This is a genomic window from Nitrosospira briensis C-128 (assembly GCF_000619905.2).
GTDB lineage: Bacteria > Pseudomonadota > Gammaproteobacteria > Burkholderiales > Nitrosomonadaceae > Nitrosospira > Nitrosospira briensis.
In genome coordinates, this window is the sequence record NZ_CP012371.1 from 1294641 (window position 1) to 1312283 (window position 17643).

A 17643-nucleotide genomic window follows, 5' to 3' on the forward strand; every position below is an offset into this window, starting at 1 on the left:
ATGGACGGGGGAAATAAGCCAAACGACGGAGAAGCTGCGTCCGATGCGCTGGTGCTGTTCGGCGTGACGGGTGACCTTGCATACAAGAAGATTTTTCCGGCGCTTTATGCGATGGTAAAGCAGGGCTCCCTGGATGTACCCGTCATCGGCGTGGCCTCGTCGCCATTGGATATCGCCCAGCTTCGCGGCAGGGTAGCGGAAGCTGTAAAACAGTCCGGAAAGATCGATGACCAGCCTGCGCTTGATCGTCTTCTTTCGTTGTTCCGATACGTTTCCGGCGATTACAATAATCCGGAAACTTTCAAAGTACTCAAGCAGGCGCTGGGAAGTGCCAAGCGGCCGGCGCATTACCTCGCCATACCCCCTTCTCTTTTCGCTACCGTTATAAAAAGCCTGGGTGCCGCTGGCCTGGCCGATGGTGCCAGAGTCATCGTCGAGAAGCCGTTTGGACGTGACCTCGCCTCTGCACGCGAGCTCAACCGCACCGCGCGCGGAGCATTTTCGGAAAACTCCATTTTCCGCATCGACCATTTCCTGGGAAAGGAGGCGATAATGAATATCCTCTACTTCCGCTTCGCCAACTCGTTCCTGGAACCGATCTGGAACCGGAACTATATAGGCGGTATCCAGATAACGCTGGCCGAGGATTTTGGCGTAGAGGGACGCGGAGGGTTTTATGAATCCGCGGGTTGCCTGCGCGACGTGGTTCAAAACCATATTTTCCAGATCATTGCGCTGCTTGCCATGGAACCGCCAACATATAGGGGCTTCGGTGCGGTTCAAGGCGAAAAAGCGAATGTGTTCCGCGCAATGCGGCCGTTGAGCCCGGATGACCTGGTGCGGGGTCAATATGCCGGTTATCGCGAGGAAGCGGACGTAGCAAAAAACTCGGATGTCGAAACATTTTGCGCTTTGCGTCTATTTATCGACTCCTGGCGCTGGGGTGGGGTCCCCTGGTATTTGCGCTCAGGCAAATTTCTCGCCAAAACAGTCACGGAAGTTCTTGTCCAGCTAAAACCCCCGCCGCAGGCACTTTTTGCCGACTCGATACCTGACCTTCGAACTTGCGGCGCCAACTACCTGCGCTTCCAGCTTTCCCCTGTTTCCACCATCGCTATCGCTGCACGCGTCAAACGTGCGGGAAAAGAGTTTATTGGCGATGAGCGAGAGCTCTGCCTGGTCGAAGAACATTTTGGACAGGAATTGCCTTACGAACGGCTGTTACATGACGCCATGAGAGGCGACGGAGCGTTGTTCACGCGGGAGGATGCAGTAGAGACCGCCTGGGCAACGCTCGATAATGTCCTGAAGGTACATCATCCAGTCATTCCCTACGCACGTGGAAGCTGGGGACCCGAAGCCGCGGATACATTGATGGCGCCCGATAATTGCTGGCACAACCCGAAGTCGGGAATCTGATATGAAACAAGCAACCAAGCCCTTCGGCGGCGACAAGCGGCTAATACCTAAGCACTAAGCAAGTAGGGTTAACGCATTCTTAACATTTAGGCGACGGTTTTTTCACACCGGGCATGTTATTTTCAAATCGCATAACGTCATACCCATGCCCTTCATTTCAAGCATCACACTTTTGAGGACACTAACCATGAATGCACCATCGACTCGGTTACTACCACTGGCATCGATTGTTTCCGCCCTTTTCCTGTACGGCCTGCCTGCTGCGCATGCAGCTTCGTCACTGGCGGAGAACCTGGCTAAAATGGAAGCGCAAAGCCCCATTGACATCACTGCCGCGGACACAAAATTCGAGAAACTATCGCCGATGCAATTTAACTTGAGCTCCGACACCACATTGAGCGTCATTAATAACGGTTCGCCTGGCACAGAAAAAACTGCCGCCAGAGCCAATGTCGTCGCGGGCGCCGGATCGGTAACCGTTGATGGAGATACCTATCAATTAGCCCAGTTCCACTTCCATACACCTGCAGAGCATCTGGAAAATGGCAAGGTATTCCCGATGGAAATGCATCTGGTATTTGAAGACGCAAGGAACAACATCCTCGTCGTCGGCAGATGGATCGAGGTAGGTGCGTCCAATGCCGCGCTTGAACCCATTTTTTCCGATTTGCCCAAGACCACGACGCAGACGCACGTTTTCAACCACTTTGATCTGAACGCCCTCCTGCCGACCAACATGGAATCTTTCCGCTATGATGGCTCGCTGACGACGCCCCCTTTCTCCGAGGGTGTGAAATGGATCGATCTCGCTCAGCCGCTGCAAATGTCCGCGGCTGAAATCAATGCGTATAGTTCGCTTTTCCCGAATGGCGATGCGCGCGAGATTCAGGATCTTAACGGGCGCATCGTGCTCACGGATGTACCGGGCTTCGCCGCCGCGGTTCCCGAGCCGGAAACCTATGCCATGCTGCTGGTTGGGCTGGGGCTGATAGGCTTTGTCGCAAACCGCAAAAATAAGGGCCTGGGCAAACCAGGGCTTGTCGGGTCTATTGCGTAAGCGCCCGAAGCCGGTTAAATACTATATGCGTCCACCATCACATGATGGTGGACTGCCAACCTTCTTCCATTCCAATTTCCTGCTGATAATCTGATTTTTGCACTAACCCGGAACGCACGACTTTGTTCGTCACCCAGACCTTCTCGTCTTCTTTTCCTGTTTATCTTTGAATCTTTCGTCCATGTCAGGAAGCAGGAACGCGTCAAGCATTCCAGGTGGACCCGAATGCTCCTCTCCGGTCCAACCCCTGCATTCACCAGTTGTTCATTGCGGCGTTATGGAGCAAATTTTATGAACGTGAGGCTGCCGGTTGGGTCTACTTGCGTTAAGATTCGAGAAACAGGAGTAGTATTTCATTTTCGTCATCTTCCGACCTGAATAAAAGGAACCTATGAAACATTCTTTCATTCTGAAAAATCCCGCAACCCGGTCTTTAATAATTGCCGGGATTCTGATTCTCGGCATGGTCGGGATGTCCCATGCACAGACCGCACAGACGGATATGGCCGCACAAGGTGGAGCCCATTTGCTCGCGCAGGCTGGCTCAAGCGCCGGGCAGCCAGCTTCCGGCTGGCAAGACCCTGTAACAGGCCAGGCTGCCGCTCCCGGGAATAATACTGCTGCGCCTGCTCAGGCTGCACCTGCCCAGGCTGCGTCGAGCCAAACAGATTCTTCATCAGGCTGGTCAGCAGCCGGGCAACAGACATCTGACTCGTGCCAGCACGCCACTCCCGAGCAGGAAAGTTTTCTCTGCAAGGTCGTGCGTATCCTGTATCGGGCTGAGTCGCCGCGCGGACCTAACCGCGACATGGACGAAAACGTCTCGGTTGGCGGTGCTGGCGGTTGATTTTGCGGTCAGGGGATATCGGGCACGTTGACGAATAATGGAGAACTGACATAAAACATATTTTTTGCGCAAGAAAAAATGCAGCGGTTCGCTATATGTTGGTTGCTGCTATCACGATTCTCCTTCCAATAAATCCGCTTCAGGCGCAGACGGGTGGAGAGCCTTCCGCGTCCCAGGAAGAGAAAGGCAAGGTCACCTGTCAGGACGTTCCGCCGCCAGGAAGCAGAAATTCGACACCCGTGGAGAATGCGCCTGATCAGGCAAACGCAACAAGCAAGACCTGTGAAGAGCAGGCAGCCACGAGCTGGGCTACGCCGCCGAAGGAAAGCCTGCTTAAAAAAATTCTAAGAGTTCTCTACGGACCTAATACGCCTCCCGGCCCGAACACCGACGTGGATACGAATATTTCAGCGGGAGGAGCGGCGGGAGGGTAATTCCTCCTGGGTAAGTTTGCAACTTGCAAAAACGGGATGAGATACCATGCTTCGAGGCGGGTACGTTGCAACGAGGCATCGCGAGGCGGAGGGCAGCGAAGGCTCCGGTTGGAAATTGCTACTAAAGCCATGCAATGATTAGTCGGTGGAAATTTCGGAGCACCGTCTCCCATCTTGTGCATGTTCAACAATCGAGTTATAGAGCAAAGTTGGCTGACAGCGAAAGCGCAGTACGCCGCCGCCTGCAGCGGCAGCAGAACAAATTTCCATTATTTTTATTCCTTCAGCGTCGTGACTTCATCGATCTTATTGTCCTGATCGTATGAAACCTCGTATGCCATCTCGTCGCCGCTGAAGATTGCTTCCGCAGGGGTACCGACAACCTCCCACAACCCGAATGTTGCTACATCGGCAGCGCCATGAACTAGCGCCCTGCCAGCTTTTGCTCCCGTGCTGTAGCCTTGAACGAACTTGAAAATTTCGTATTTCCTTCCGCTTCGCGTTTCTGACACGGCGGGCGCGCCAAATTCGCCAAGAAGCACGCTTCTGGGCGTTCCTACTCTGAACAAATCCACATTCTTCTTGTCCGGCTGGTCAATCGCCATGAACACGGAGCATCCGGAACTAAAAAGCAACAGCGCCGCAAAAAGAAATCTTGCCAGATGTTTGTACATCATGTCTCAAATTCTCAATGGTCGACCCCGCGTTCTGCACTCGCCAATTCCAGACTGCGTGCCTGCGATCCGGTAATAATGCAGCTTGCGGCAAAGTATAAGGCTGGGTTTGAATGGGAGTTTTTCACGGTAAGCCGAAGTTTATGTGGTCGCTTGTAAAGCGTGCCAAGCACGACATAGACCTGTTAATGCAAACCGGTGATAACGATCATATCACCGTAAATTTACCCGCTACACACTAAACCTTCCAGGATACGATAACCACTAATGAATAGTGGTTTTGCATAATATCTTGACTAACTCTTCAGTTCTATTTACCATTCCTCACGCATTTTTCACATTCCCGTAACGTTTTTTTCATGGGCACGGTGTTATTTTCGACTCGGCAAGAATTCCAAAAAAAATCACAATCAACTGAGCGATTACCATGGCGGACATAGTTTCCAAATAAGATATGAACATCTTTTGAATCTTCAAGTCTTCGCTGTTCAACTTTGATATCGGGAGTATCTATGAAGTTTCGTTTCCCCCTAAGTCTCTTGTCCTGCTGCCTGTTTCCGGCTTCTCTATATGCCCAGGCCATTGACCTTTATGTGGATACCAAGACCAAGCAGATCTATGCCGAACCGGGAGCCGACCGCGTCCGCATGGGCTCTTTCGAAAGAGTTTCGGATAAGCCAGCCACGCCAGCTCCCAGCGCAGCAACAGGTCCATTACCTCCCGGTGTACAGGTCGGTCCCAACGTGGGCCAGGGCGTTCCAATGGGGCCGGGCGCCACGATAGCAGGTGTGAAAAAGCCGGAGGGCGGCTTCGGCTTCGCAAACTGGAAGGATAAAGATCCTTTCAAATGGAATCTGAACGGCGATGGAAGCCAGTACATCAAATTCGGTTTTCTTAACCAGGTTCAATTACGGTACGAACAAAATAATCCGGGATCCCTGGTACAAGGCCAACCTGTGGATGATACAACGGATATCGGCCTACGCCGGACCCGTCTCGTCGTACAAGGGCAACTTACCGACAGGGTATATTTTTACACCCAGTACGGGATGAATAACCAGAACTTCCTGACTCAGCAGAACGGTAATCGACACATCGCCGCGTACTTTCATGACGCCTTCGGTGAACTGCGGTTGACTGAGGGAAATCAAATGACCATAGGGGGCGGGCTTGGCATGTTCAACGGCCTGTCCCGCTTCAGCGCGCCCAGCGTCAGCACCATCATGACACTGGATGTTCCGCTTCTTGCTCAATACACGACGGAACGGACATCTTCGTTCAACAGGCAATATGGCGTCTACCTTCGCGGCCAGATCAGCAAATTTCGCTATATGGTAGCCGCGAACGATTCGTTTCCGATAACAACCGATGGAATAGCGAATGACGGCGCCATCAACGCGACGGTGGCCAATTTTGCCCAGGTTGGTCATCATAAAAATTACACCGGAATGTTCTACTGGAATTTCTGGGACGTTGAACCCAACACCAACCCCTACATGCAGGGTACTTATCTCGGCAAGAAGAGCATATTGAATCTTGAAGCCGGTTTTGCCACCCAGAAAGCTGCCATGTGGACAGGCACTGAGGCTAATCCTCAGTTTCACGACATGACTCACTGGTCGGTTGCCGGTTATCTGGATGCACCGTTGGACAAGGAGAAGGAAACCGCCATATCCGCTTACGTCGGATACTTCCACATGAACTATGGGCCCAATTATCTTCGCATGAACGGAAATGGCCAGAATTCGGCTAACGGATCAGGCCCGGGCGTCAGTAGAAATGGTCCCGGCAATACTTACCCAATGTTTGGCACTGGCGACATGTGGTACGCGCAGGCGGGATATCTGTTGCCTAAAAGCTTGCTTGGGTCAAATAACGGCCAACTGCAGGTCTATACATCGATAACAAGCGCAGGCTGGGACGCACTCCACGATCAGATGAACGTCTTTGCCGGCGGCGTCAACTGGCTGCTACACGGCCATAACAGTAAAGTCACCTTTGATTACCAGAATCGGCCCATATTCCGCGCCAACTCCGCCGGCGACATCGTTAAAACTTCCAGCAGAGGACAGTTCGTATTGCAATATCAGGTTGCCTTCTAGGCGATTTTTCCCTCCTTCACTCAGCCCCAGGTGCAGCCATGATGGTTCAGGTTCGCTTGGGGTCATTCCCTCCGTATTTCTTTCTGGTACGACACCTGATGCCTAAAAATCGGATTCCGCCGATCGCTGCCTGCTCATACCCGTAATTTTACGCAGCCTGGAATAAAACCAAAGAATCCTTCCCGCCTCCGACTCGAAATTCGCCTATTCGGTTGCCTTGCCACTTCCGCTTCTCTTTTATTCTGACTCGCCCGCTTGTAATAAGTTCAATCCAGTCTAATTCCGCGAATACCTGAAGCTAGCGCAGAGAAGCCGCGCCGCCGTTGATGTCCCGCATGTCCAGATAGAAAAATCGCTCGCCTGTGTTTTATCCTGAATCCCGCAGCGGGCTGTTCATTTTTCAGCTGAGCACTATAACCGAAAAGGATTTTTATATCCTGTGAGCTTCCTTTCCGTCCAGTTGTCGGATTCTGGATTATGCATCGCGGGATTGTGAAGAAATCATAAGTGCGCTGGCGAACAGAAGCATTGTGCCAGAAGCGTAGCATTCAATCATCCTCCTCGGCTTGGCCGGAAGCCGGGTTGCCGCAAGCCGAAATCAGAGATTGAGCCCGCGGGGTGTGGCGTCGATCGCCGGTAGAGTTCGACAGGGCCTGGAATATGCAAGGCGCGCCAACCGCCCGACGGTGCAGGAAGCCTACACCGATCCGGACGTACCCCGCTGCCGCCCCACGTTACTTTTAAACAGGCCAAAAGGTACGTGGCTGGACTCACGCAGCATCATCAAGTCTTCCGCCAAGCAGATTTTCGCTTATTGGAGTCTGAAATGGATATAGCCGCCTGCTCGCTGCGCACAAAGGCAATCCCCTATCTCTCCGGGCACGGGTATCCGCTTTTTACTATTCCTGCCGCCCCGCCAAAATCTGATGGCAGTTCGAATGGAATACGACGAGCGTTGCCCAAGCCCGATACCTCCCTGCCTGGCCGGTGTCGAAACACAGGGCGCGGAAAGGTGCCGCCAGGGTGAAGATGACTGATCGCTGAAAACCAGGACAGATGCAAAATTCGTAAAGCAGACAGCACCGCGGGAGACGGTTGAGATTACAGGTCGGCTATCGGCCAGGATGAAGGCGGAAGATGGAAAATACGGAAGCATTCGGGCATCCCGGTATAGCGCCCAACTGGACCTCCAGCGCGAAACAGGGAATCGGTACATCGTTATCGGCGGCATCCCCCGTCTGGTTTACCCTCGGCCATGGAATTCTTAATGAAATATATTTTCCGAGCGTGGATACGGCCAATACACGTGATGCGCAGTACCTCGTCGCGGACGAGAATAGTTTCATGCATGAAGAGAAGCGTCACATGAAACATAGCGTCGAATGTTCAGACCCACGGTCATTGGCCTACCGTCAAATCAACGTGGATCCTCATGGCCGCTATCGCTTTGTCAAAGAGACGATCAGTGATCCCGATGCGCCGGTCGTGCTGGTGCACACGCGTTTTGAAGCCTTATGCCCGGAAGCGGATGACTATCGGATCTATACGCTGGTAGCCCCGCACATTGGTAATCAGGGAATGGGGAATACGGCGCAGCACATTTTGGTCGATGGCCGGGATTGCCTGATCGCGGAGCGTGCAGGGAAAGCGCTTGCCGTCATCGCCTCGATTCCGTTCCTGAAATGCTCATGTGGTTTTGTCGGCGCGAGCGATGGCTGGACCGATCTGAATTTCAATTTCCGCATGGACTGGGAATTTGCTTCCGCCACTGACGGCAACGTAGCACTGATGAGTGAACTCGATACGCGGCACGGCCATGAATGGGTGCTTGCGATCGGCTTTGGCGCATCGGGCGAGGACGCGGCGCACGCCGCCATAAAATCTCTTGCCCGCGGCTGGAAGCACGCGCATAAGCGATATTCAAGCGCCTGGCATACATACTGCGATAGCCTGATCGACCTCAGCGCGCTGAGCGCCGACAGTGGACGTACATACTATACCAGCGCAATGCTCATACGCGCGCATGAAGATCGCCTGCATCCCGGCGCGATATGTGCCTCATTGTCCATCCCCTGGGGACAAATCCATGGCGACCAGGACGTAGGCGGTTATCACCTGGTATGGCCGCGCGACCTGGTTCAGGCCGCTACCGCGGCGCTGGCGGCGGGCGATGTCGAGTTGGCGGTGCGTGTGGTCCGCTATCTGGCGTCTATACAATCGGATGATGGCGGCATGCCCCAGAATTGCTGGGTGGATGGCCGCCCGCATTGGCGCGGCATCCAACTGGACGAAGTGGCGTTCCCCATCATGCTCGCCTGGCATTTGCACAACAAGGGGCTTGGCGGGTTCGATCCCTGGCCCATGGTAAAAGCGGGGGCGGCATATATTATAAAACGGGGTCCGAGTTCTCCCCAGGAGCGTTGGGAAGAAGACGCGGGCATTTCCCCCTCGAGCCTTTCAACGTTAATTTCCGCGTTGGTTTGTACCGCCGACATTGCAGCAAAGCGCGGTGACGGACAAGTAGCGAAACTCTGCCTGGAGACTGCGGATTACTGGGCCGCCAACGTCGAGCGCTGGACTTATACCACCTGTGGATCGCTTCTCCAGGATAATCCGGAATATTACGTTCGCATCAGCTCTACGAACAAAAAAAAGAAATCGGGGGTCCAGGACCCCGATATCGGCTATGTGCAGATCAAGAATCTGCCCCCCGGCGAGACCAGGCGTTACCCGTCTCGCGACGTTGTCGGGGGCGGCTTCCTCGGGCTGGTCCGCTACGGGATACGCCGACCCGGCGACGAACACATCCTGAAAACCCTGGCTGTTTATGATCGCGTGCTAAAGGTCGATACGCCGTACGGGCCGGGCTGGCACCGATATAACCATGATGGTTACGGGCAAAAGACAGATGGCGACCCTTTTGATTCCACCGGTGTCGGACGGCTCTGGCCGTTGCTGACCGGTGAGCGCGGCCATTTCGAACTTGCCGCCGGACACTCCGCATATCCCTATATCAGGGCGATGGAAAGCTTTGCGAGCACCTGCTGCCTGATACCGGAACAGGTGTGGGACACCGCCGATATTCCTGAGAAACATATGCTCATCGGGCGCCCGACCGGCTCGGCGTTGCCGCTCGTATGGTCTCACGCGGAATACATCAAGCTGGTGCGGTCGGCACAGGATGGCGCGATTTTCGATTTGATAGCGCCCGTGCACAAGCGCTACGTGAACGATGGCGTGACCACCGGCATGCAGGTATGGACATTCAAGCAGAGGCTGCTTGAATTTGATCCCGGACGACCCTTGCGTATCGAAGTTTATGCCTCAGGGCGCTTGCACTGGAGCGCGGACAACTGGATGACTTCCCAGGATACCGCGCTATCGGATGCCAGCCTGGGCGTTTATGTGCACGACTTCGGGGAAGGGCAGTTAAACCATACCATCGCGCTCAAGTTTACGTTTTATTGGAATCATGCGGAACATTGGGAAGGGCAGGATTTCAGCATAGCCACTAATAAAAGCATGACGGAGCCGCAACATGACAGGCATGGACTCAGCTCGGAAGGCGATCCTGATCGAACGGAGATATTTGAACCCGGCCTGGACTGAACGATCTTGTAAAAAAATGGGCCTATGCAGGATAAACCGAGTATCGAACCGCGTTCCGACAAGCCTTATCGTCATCATGGAGAACAATCATTTTTTAATTGCCTAGCCGGAAAATGAAAATTATCAAGCCGGGATTTTATTTTCATGCAGCCTCAAAACAGGCATCAGACCTGGCGGCACGGGTGGTCGTCATATCCGCCACAGTGGCAATACTGGCACCCGCGGCGAATGCAGCGGACGCACCGCTAAATTATTTCCTGCACAGTTATGGGCCCGCGTCCAGACCGACAATGCATCTCGGATGGGTGCTCGCCGGGCTATCGGTACTAGTGTTCTCCATTATCACGCTATTGCTGCTGGCAGCTTTGCTTCGCAGACGTCCCGCCATGAACCCGCGCACAATCGGCCGTGAAGGCGAAGGGCTGCGGTGGATATATATCGGAACGGGAATTTCCACCTGCATATTGTTTGGCCTGGTTATTTACTCCCTGATGGTGCTGAACGCGGTCGCCAAGCCGGCGCAAAGCCCAACCATTACGCTGACCGTTACGGGATATGACTGGTGGTGGAAAATCGAGTATGACCATGATGATCCATTGCAGCGCTTCATCACTGCCAATGAGCTGCATGTTCCGGTCGGCCAGCCTGTCCTGATCAAGCTGAAAAGTGCCGACGTCATCCATGCGTTCTGGGTACCGAAGCTCGCCGGCAAAACACAGATGATCCCGGGACTCACGAATCAGCAATGGATCCAGGCCGATGTGCCGGGCATATATACCGGGCAATGTGTCCAGTTTTGCGGCGCCGGTCATGCTCACATGGGTTTCGAGATCGTTGCGGAAAGCGCCCGCGATTTTGAAAGATGGCAGAACGCCCAGCGGCAAACCGTTTCACTTGCTCCGATGACGGATGAAAATCCGGGACACAAACTGTTCATGGATCGTTGCGCCGGTTGCCACACGATTCGGGGAACCAATGCCAGCGGCCGGCATGCGCCCGATCTGACTCACTTGAACTCACGACGCCGGCTTGCAGCTGGACTATTAACGAACTCGCCTGAACATCTGATGAACTGGGTCGTCAACGCCCAACAACTCAAGCCGGGGTCACGCATGCCCAGCATTGCGTTATCGGAATCCGAAAAGTCCGCGCTGGCGTTATTTTTATCGGAATTGGATTAAGAATGTATGGCTACCTCTGACATCACGCATAACCCAGCGGACAACAGTATCCACGGCGTCCATTCAGGCGATGACCGCCTGAACCGCGTGCCTGATTTTGGCCGCGCGCCGATTGGTTCGGCTGCCGAGGCGCACCTCGCCCATACCTGGGAATCGGCCCCCGGTTGGCGCGGCTCGCTCTCCACGGTCGATCATAAAACGATCGGCCTGCGGTATATCGTCACGGCGTTTGTTTTCCTTCTGATCGGCGGCGTCGAAGCCCTGATCATGCGCGTGCAGCTCTCCGGACCGGGCCTTACGCTGTTGACGCCGGAACAATACAGCCAATTGTTCACGATGCACGGCGTGACGATGATCTTCCTGTATGCCTTGCCGATATTGTCGGGATTTTCCAATTATCTCTGGCCGTTACTGCTGGGCTCGCGTGACATGGCATTTCCCCGCTTGAATGCACTCTCTTACTGGGTCTTCCTGTTTGCCGGCATATTCATGTATGCGAGCTTCCCTATCGGCCAGGCGCCGAACGCCGGCTGGTTCAACTACGTTCCTTTCGCGGGCCCCATCTATAACACCGGCCCCAATATCGATGTCTTCGCGCTCGGCATGGTGCTGCTGGGAATATCGACGACTGTCGGATCGGTCAATTTTGTGGTTACGCTATTCCGGATGCGGGCGCCGGGCATGACAATCAATCGCGTACCGATCCTGGTCTGGGGCACGCTCACCGCATCCGTAGCCAACCTGCTGGTCATCCCCGCGGTCAGCCTCGCGTTTTTTCTTCTGTGGCTGGACCGCCAGATCGGCACCTACTTCTTCGACGTGGTCAATGGCGGTAAGCCGCTGCTGTGGCAGCACCTCTTCTGGATTTTCGGCCATCCGTGGGTTTACGCGATTGTGCTTCCGGCGATGGGCATCGTTTCGGACGCATTGCCCACGTTTTGCCGCCGCCCCCTGGTGGGTTACGCAGCGATGGCCCTTGCCACCATGGCGACCATGCTGCTTGGATTCGAGGTATGGATCCATCATATGTTCGCCACCGGTTTGCCGACGGTGGCCCTATCGATTTTCGGTGCCGCCAGCATGGTCATTTCAATTCCGAGCTCAGTCGCGGTGTTTTCATGGATTGCAACCATCTGGCTCGGAAGGCCGGTGTTCAAGACGCCGTTTCTGTTCTTTGCCGGATTTGTCCTTCTGTTTGTCATCGGCGGCTTATCGGGTGTGATGACGGCAGCCGTATCGCTCGATTGGCAGCTTAACGAAACTTACTTCATCGTCGCACATTTGCATTATGTGCTGCTGGGAATCAACGTGTTCCCGGTCATCGGCGGCATCTACTACTGGTTTCCCAAATTCACCGGCCGCATGATGGATGAAAAGATGGGCAAATGGAGTTTTTGGGTCATGTTCATCGGTTTCAACGTAGGGTTTTTTCCGATGCACATATCGGGTCTGCTGGGCATGCCGCGCCGTATCTACACCTATTCATCGCGGATGGGTTGGGATACGGTCAATATGATCACCTCCATCGGGTCTTTCGTATTTGCGCTTGGTGTCCTGATTTTTCTTGTCAATGTCGCGATCAGCCTCAAGCGTGGCGCTCGGGCAGGCCCAAACCCATGGGATGCCGCCTCGCTGGAATGGTCCATCCCTTCGCCGCCCCCCGCCTATAACTTTGCCGTCATTCCCGTTGTCGCAAGCCGGCATCCGCTATGGGAGGGCAGGCTCGACGAAAACGGGGAAAGCGGGAATCGTTCGAGCCTGGAAGAAGGCTACCTGCTGATGGAAGGCCGGGAAACGATGGGCACTTCTCCGATCGATGCGGTACCGGAGATCATCCTGAAGATGCCCGATGACTCCTATGCACCCTTCTTTGTCGGGTTGTTCGTTTCACTGGTGTTCGTTGGCATGCTGCTTCACTGGTGGAATTTCACCGGGCTGATGATTATATTGACCATTGCCGCGCTTATCGTCTGGATGTGGCCCAGAAAAGCGCTTGCTCAACGCTTGCCTGATGCACCACGGCGGGAAGCCCATGGTTAACGCCGATCAATTGCTGGTACAGCCACTGCCCGTAGGGAGCAAGGGCAAACTATCGGGTGGGTGGTGGGGCGTTCTGGCGCTGATCGTAACGGAGGGATCGCTATTTGGATATCTTCTGTTTACTTACTTCTATCTTGCGTCCCAAGCCGAACACCATTGGCCGCCGACAGGTTTGCCCGACTTGCTCCTGCCCAGCATAAATACGGCGATTTTGCTTCTGAGCAGTGTCTGCGTTTGGGCAAGCGAACGCTGCATCCGGAAAAAACAGATCCAGTGGGCCATGGCGGCGATGGCGCTCGCAATCGTGCTGGGTGCCTGTTTCGTCGGAATTCAGCTCAATGAATGGGATAAAAAAACGTATGGCATGACTTCGGATCTGTATGGATCGCTGTATTTCACGATCACGGGCTTTCACCTGCTTCACGTCGTCATCGGACTGGCCATCCTGTTGCTCCTGCTGGTGTGGATATCGTTCAGCTACTTTAACGAGAAACGCCATGTCGCCGTCACTATCGGCGGGGTGTACTGGCACTTTGTCGATGTTGTCTGGCTGTTCGTTTTCACTACCCTTTACCTGGTTCCTTACCTCTGAAATTCAAATGAGCTTTACCGGCAAACAGGACATAGCGAAAGAACATCGTGCTCCTACTCATGATTCGGTGAGTACATATAGAATATTGCTGGCACTTTTTGGTGCGCCAACGTTCTGGGTAGGCCAGATGTCTTTAAGCGAACCGCTTGCCGCCTATACTTGCTATCCGCATCAGGTTCCGCTGTCCGCCCCGTTGCTGGCCGACTTGTCGGTAATTCTGGCAATGATCAGCCTGATTTGCCTGGCGGGTGGCTTGATTTCGGGCTATGTCGCGTGGAATCTATGGCGACGGGCAAGTCATCGGCCAAGCGTGTCAGGAGCAGGAGAACATGCCTTCGAAGCAGATGGAGGGCAGACACGCTTTCTGGCAAGGCTGGGGACAATGTCGAGTTTCGTGTTTATCGTCGCAATTTTGTTTACCGCGTGCGCTGTTTTATTGGTACCGCCGTGCAGTGCGTGGATTTAACAGGGATGAAGATATCAGGAACGGCACTCAGGGATTGGACAAACCGGGCTTTAGCTGCAGGCCGTTCATGGGTTGCATCGGTTGCCGTGGGGGGGATGATTGTCGCAAACGCCCAGGCTGCCGATCCCGAAACCATCGCCCTTGGCGAATATCTTGCCAAGGTGGCTGATTGCGCCAGTTGCCATACAGCCGGGCCGCATCACCCCCCTTTTGCCGGCGGCCTGCCGATCAATTCGCCTTTCGGGGTTATTTATTCAACGAATATCACACCAGATCCAGCCACAGGCATTGGCAGATACAGTTACGCCGATTTTAGCCGTGCCGTTCGCGAAGGCATCGCCAAGGACGGCAGACGCCTCTATCCGGCTATGCCTTATGCCTCGTTCGCAGCAGCGACGGACAACGATATGCAGGCGTTATATGCTTATTTCATGCAAGAAGTGAAACCGGTTCATCACACGCCCCCCCAAACCAGACTCGTTTTCCCCTTCAGCCAGCGCTGGGGCCTGATGTTCTGGAGCGCGGCATTCGCCAATCGGAAGACATACCAGCCACGCACCGACCGCGATACGCAGTGGAACCGCGGCGCTTACCTCGTGCAAACTTTTGGTCATTGTGGCGCCTGCCATACGCCCCGTGGCCTGGCTTTCCAGGAAAAAGGATATTCGGAATCATCGCCGGACTACTTGAGCGGCGCAGTGATAGATAACTGGTTTGCCGGAAACCTGACTGGAACAGATGCATCGGGTCTGGGCAGATGGTCCGAAGCGGAACTTTCCACGTTCCTGGAAACAGGCCATAACAGACATAGTGTCGCCTTTGGCAGCATGATCACCGTTATCGAAAACAGTACTCAGCATTTACATAAAGCTGATCTGGATGCCATTGCGCACTATCTTAAATCCCTGCCGGGGAAGAAGGAAAAAACATCCTACAACCCCCCCGCCATGCAAGGCCGACTCGTGCTGACAGGGGCTGTTGCAAACCAATTCGAACGCCCGGGCGCGGGCCTCTACTCTGGATTTTGCGCTAAATGCCACCAGAGTAATGGCACAGGCAAGTCCCCGCAAATTCCGCGGCTTGGCGGCAACGCGATGGTTCTCTCCGAAAATGCGTCCTCCCTCGTTCGCCTCATACTGGAAGGAGGAAAAGCGCCGCTGACGAAAAACGGGCCGAAACCAAAAAAAATGCCAGCTTATGAAAAAAAGTTTTCCGACCGCGAGATAGCGGATGTCCTTACCTTCGTACGTAATAGCTGGGGGAACGCGGCACCTGCAGTGACGCCGCGCGATGTATCTCTATTGCGAAAAGCGCTGCACGACGATCGGCTCCCGCAATCGGCACCGTGACCGGGTTCCATCGCTTTTTCGATGGACGCAACGCGAATGACATGGGTACCTAGCGGGCTGCCGGATACAACCATTTTTTGGCGTATTCCGAGGGGAACTGCAGTTAGGACTTAGGACCCGTAATATATAAGAAAAATATTATGATAATAATCAAAACACGTGACTTTTATTTATAGTAATACTGAGTACAATTATGAAGCTTCTTCATGCATTGTGCATCAGGGTTCCACCTAAAAACCAGAGTTTCCCTAATGTTCCAATGTCATGGACCGCATCAGGATGGAGCGGCTTTCACTTCATCCATTTCATTGGAGTCTGCCTGTCATGCAAAAAGAAATAAGGAAGTTTGTAGTGGCTATATCCACGCTGGGCCTGCTAGCGAGCTGCTCGGAGACCGGTGTAATCGAAGCAAAAAAGGAAGACGCGAGTGTGTCCGCACAAAATATCAGGCCTTTTGTCGATCACGACGGCCTCGCCAGGCGGTACGAAAACCGGGCCAGGAAACTGCTGGAAATAGCAGCGGAACACGAGAAACGGCTCCAGCATTACAAGGACAAAAGCTACCTCTATGGGAGACACGAGCAGGATTCACACGCGCATGCCATCGCCATAGTGCAAAAATACAAGCTTGCGGCAGAGAAAGCCGCCGAATCTGCTTTTCACCACAGGATGGTGTCGCAACTTGCGAAACGCGATTATATTGCTTCGAGCGCGCCACATTGATTTGGATTCCCCCAAGAACTCAGCGGTGAACCCGGCTGGAACTGGATGCACCGCCCACCGTTTCAGCAAAATTTGAATAGTGCTTGGAATGAACAATGAGCGGCGATTCCATGTTTTTGCGCAGCTCCCTGCCGTATTCGTCAATTATATTTCTTCTAAATGCCGCTACATATTGAAACACCGCTAATTGAATCCCATTTGATCAGCCATAAAGTGGGTCAATCCATTTGGTTGAAAATGGAGTCCGCCCAACCATCCGGTTCTTTCAAAACCCGAGGAATCGGCTATGCATGCGAAGAATATTTAAAACGAGGAGCAAAACGCTTCATTGCGTCATCGGGCGGGAATGCGGGGCTGGCAGTTGCTTTTGCTGGACGGCGCCTTTCGGTACCTGTAATCATCGTGGTACCTGAGACAGCTTCAAAGCGGGCGGTGAATTTGATGTGTTTAGAGAATGCGGAAGTTATAGTCCAGGGGAAGTCTTTGGACGAAGCGCACCGATTTGCACTGTCACTCATGCAACCCGCCGATGCATATATACATCCTTTCGATGACCCGCTGATTTGGAGAGGTCATGCCAGTCTAATTGATGAAATATTCCGTACTGGTCTGAAGCCTGACGCAATCGTTCTGTCAGTCGGCGGTGGCGGCCTCCTTTGCGGTGTCATAGAGGGATTGAAGCGGAATGGAGGGGCCGACGTGCCCGTCATCGCTGTTGAAACTGAAGGTGCGGACTCCTATGGGAAATCCTTAAACGCGGGATTCCTTGTCGAGCTTGCAAACATATCGAGTATTGCGACGACGTTAGGAGCGCGCATGGTTTGTGCACAAGCATTGGCATACTCAAAAAATCACCGAATCGAAAGCGTTGTGTTGCCGGACCAGATGGCCGTGTCTGCTTCTTTGCAGTTTTTGCAAGATCATGGAATTGTTGTTGAGCCTGCTTGCGGCGTTGCGCTCGCTGCGGTGTACGAAAAAGTTGCAGCGTTATCAGGATATAAAACGGTATTGGTTATCGTATGCGGCGGCGTTGGTTCTACCGCTGATGACTTAGTCGAGTTGGCACGTGTGGAATGTGACGTAGCAAAATATTAAGTATTCAGTGTGCCTCATTTCCAGGAGGACAAGGTAGAAAACGTTTGCTAAGAAC

Annotated in this window: 15 protein-coding genes; 14 read left to right on the forward strand and 1 reads right to left on the reverse strand. The window is 53.7% G+C overall.

The window, feature by feature from the left end; all coding sequences use genetic code 11:
* From zwf to F822_RS05915, 4 genes are all read left to right on the forward strand, one after another.
* Complete coding sequence (gene zwf, locus F822_RS05900) at positions 1–1419, forward strand: glucose-6-phosphate dehydrogenase (protein ID WP_025040506.1); 1419 nt, start codon at positions 1–3, stop codon at positions 1417–1419.
* Positions 1420–1606: 187 nt separating this feature from the next.
* On the forward strand, positions 1607–2476 hold the full coding sequence (locus tag F822_RS05905) for a carbonic anhydrase family protein (protein ID WP_025040507.1): 870 nt from the start codon (positions 1607–1609) through the stop codon (positions 2474–2476).
* A gap of 391 nt (positions 2477–2867) precedes the next feature.
* The gene (locus tag F822_RS05910; RefSeq protein ID WP_025040508.1) at positions 2868–3323 is read left to right on the forward strand and encodes a hypothetical protein; all 456 of its coding nucleotides are present in this window, start codon (positions 2868–2870) and stop codon (positions 3321–3323) included.
* 95 nt (positions 3324–3418) lie between these two features.
* Positions 3419–3757, forward strand: a complete 339-nt coding sequence (locus F822_RS05915) for a hypothetical protein (RefSeq protein ID WP_025040509.1) — start codon at positions 3419–3421, stop codon at positions 3755–3757.
* 275 nt (positions 3758–4032) lie between these two features.
* Here F822_RS05915 and F822_RS05920 read toward each other — a convergent pair whose 3' ends face one another.
* Positions 4033–4434 carry a hypothetical protein gene (locus tag F822_RS05920; protein WP_231623580.1) on the reverse strand — a complete coding sequence of 134 codons (402 nt, stop codon included), beginning with the start codon at positions 4432–4434 and terminating at the stop codon, positions 4033–4035.
* Positions 4435–4943: 509 nt separating this feature from the next.
* Here F822_RS05920 and F822_RS05925 point away from each other — a divergent pair.
* The 10 genes from F822_RS05925 to F822_RS05965 all read left to right on the forward strand — a co-directional run bounded on the left by F822_RS05925 (position 4944) and on the right by F822_RS05965 (position 17588).
* On the forward strand, positions 4944–6533 hold the full coding sequence (locus tag F822_RS05925) for a putative porin (protein ID WP_025040511.1): 1590 nt from the start codon (positions 4944–4946) through the stop codon (positions 6531–6533).
* 605 nt (positions 6534–7138) lie between these two features.
* Positions 7139–7369 (forward strand): hypothetical protein, encoded by a 231-nt coding sequence (locus tag F822_RS15230; protein WP_156304352.1) that lies wholly within the window; start codon positions 7139–7141, stop codon positions 7367–7369.
* 301 nt (positions 7370–7670) lie between these two features.
* Entirely contained in the window at positions 7671–10142 is a 2472-nt protein-coding gene (locus F822_RS05930) for a glycoside hydrolase family 15 protein (RefSeq protein WP_025040512.1), read from the forward strand.
* 113 nt (positions 10143–10255) lie between these two features.
* Positions 10256–11323 (forward strand): cytochrome c oxidase subunit II, encoded by a 1068-nt coding sequence (gene coxB / locus F822_RS05935; protein ID WP_025040513.1) that lies wholly within the window; start codon positions 10256–10258, stop codon positions 11321–11323.
* Positions 11324–11329: 6 nt separating this feature from the next.
* A complete protein-coding gene (gene ctaD, locus F822_RS05940) occupies positions 11330–13363 on the forward strand; it encodes a cytochrome c oxidase subunit I (protein ID WP_025040514.1) in 2034 nt (677 codons plus the stop codon).
* Positions 13356–13955 carry a cytochrome c oxidase subunit 3 gene (locus F822_RS05945; protein WP_025040515.1) on the forward strand — a complete coding sequence of 200 codons (600 nt, stop codon included), beginning with the start codon at positions 13356–13358 and terminating at the stop codon, positions 13953–13955. Before ctaD ends, F822_RS05945 begins: the two co-directional genes overlap by 8 nt.
* A gap of 67 nt (positions 13956–14022) precedes the next feature.
* A complete protein-coding gene (locus tag F822_RS05950) occupies positions 14023–14421 on the forward strand; it encodes a hypothetical protein (protein ID WP_231623581.1) in 399 nt (132 codons plus the stop codon).
* A gap of 5 nt (positions 14422–14426) precedes the next feature.
* Entirely contained in the window at positions 14427–15770 is a 1344-nt protein-coding gene (locus tag F822_RS05955) for a c-type cytochrome (protein WP_051536615.1), read from the forward strand.
* Between the two features lie 324 nt (positions 15771–16094).
* Positions 16095–16493 (forward strand): hypothetical protein, encoded by a 399-nt coding sequence (locus tag F822_RS05960; RefSeq protein ID WP_025040518.1) that lies wholly within the window; start codon positions 16095–16097, stop codon positions 16491–16493.
* A 159-nt stretch (positions 16494–16652) separates the two neighbouring features.
* Positions 16653–17588 (forward strand): pyridoxal-phosphate dependent enzyme, encoded by a 936-nt coding sequence (locus F822_RS05965; protein WP_025040519.1) that lies wholly within the window; start codon positions 16653–16655, stop codon positions 17586–17588.
* Positions 17589–17643: the final 55 nt, after the last annotated feature.

What these genes read in the sequence shown, in the direction of transcription:
- zwf (WP_025040506.1), top strand. Translation starts at nt 1, where the DNA reads ATGGACGGGGGAAATAAGCCAAACGACGGAGAAGCTGCGTCCGATGCG.
- F822_RS05905 (WP_025040507.1), top strand. Translation starts at nt 1,607, where the DNA reads ATGAATGCACCATCGACTCGGTTACTACCACTGGCATCGATTGTTTCC.
- F822_RS05910 (WP_025040508.1), top strand. Translation starts at nt 2,868, where the DNA reads ATGAAACATTCTTTCATTCTGAAAAATCCCGCAACCCGGTCTTTAATA.
- F822_RS05915 (WP_025040509.1), top strand. Translation starts at nt 3,419, where the DNA reads ATGTTGGTTGCTGCTATCACGATTCTCCTTCCAATAAATCCGCTTCAG.
- F822_RS05920 (WP_231623580.1), bottom strand. Translation starts at nt 4,434, where the DNA reads ATGATGTACAAACATCTGGCAAGATTTCTTTTTGCGGCGCTGTTGCTT.
- F822_RS05925 (WP_025040511.1), top strand. Translation starts at nt 4,944, where the DNA reads ATGAAGTTTCGTTTCCCCCTAAGTCTCTTGTCCTGCTGCCTGTTTCCG.
- F822_RS05930 (WP_025040512.1), top strand. Translation starts at nt 7,671, where the DNA reads ATGGAAAATACGGAAGCATTCGGGCATCCCGGTATAGCGCCCAACTGG.
- coxB (WP_025040513.1), top strand. Translation starts at nt 10,256, where the DNA reads ATGAAAATTATCAAGCCGGGATTTTATTTTCATGCAGCCTCAAAACAG.
- ctaD (WP_025040514.1), top strand. Translation starts at nt 11,330, where the DNA reads ATGGCTACCTCTGACATCACGCATAACCCAGCGGACAACAGTATCCAC.
- F822_RS05945 (WP_025040515.1), top strand. Translation starts at nt 13,356, where the DNA reads ATGGTTAACGCCGATCAATTGCTGGTACAGCCACTGCCCGTAGGGAGC.
- F822_RS05955 (WP_051536615.1), top strand. Translation starts at nt 14,427, where the DNA reads ATGAAGATATCAGGAACGGCACTCAGGGATTGGACAAACCGGGCTTTA.
- F822_RS05960 (WP_025040518.1), top strand. Translation starts at nt 16,095, where the DNA reads ATGCAAAAAGAAATAAGGAAGTTTGTAGTGGCTATATCCACGCTGGGC.
- F822_RS05965 (WP_025040519.1), top strand. Translation starts at nt 16,653, where the DNA reads ATGCCGCTACATATTGAAACACCGCTAATTGAATCCCATTTGATCAGC.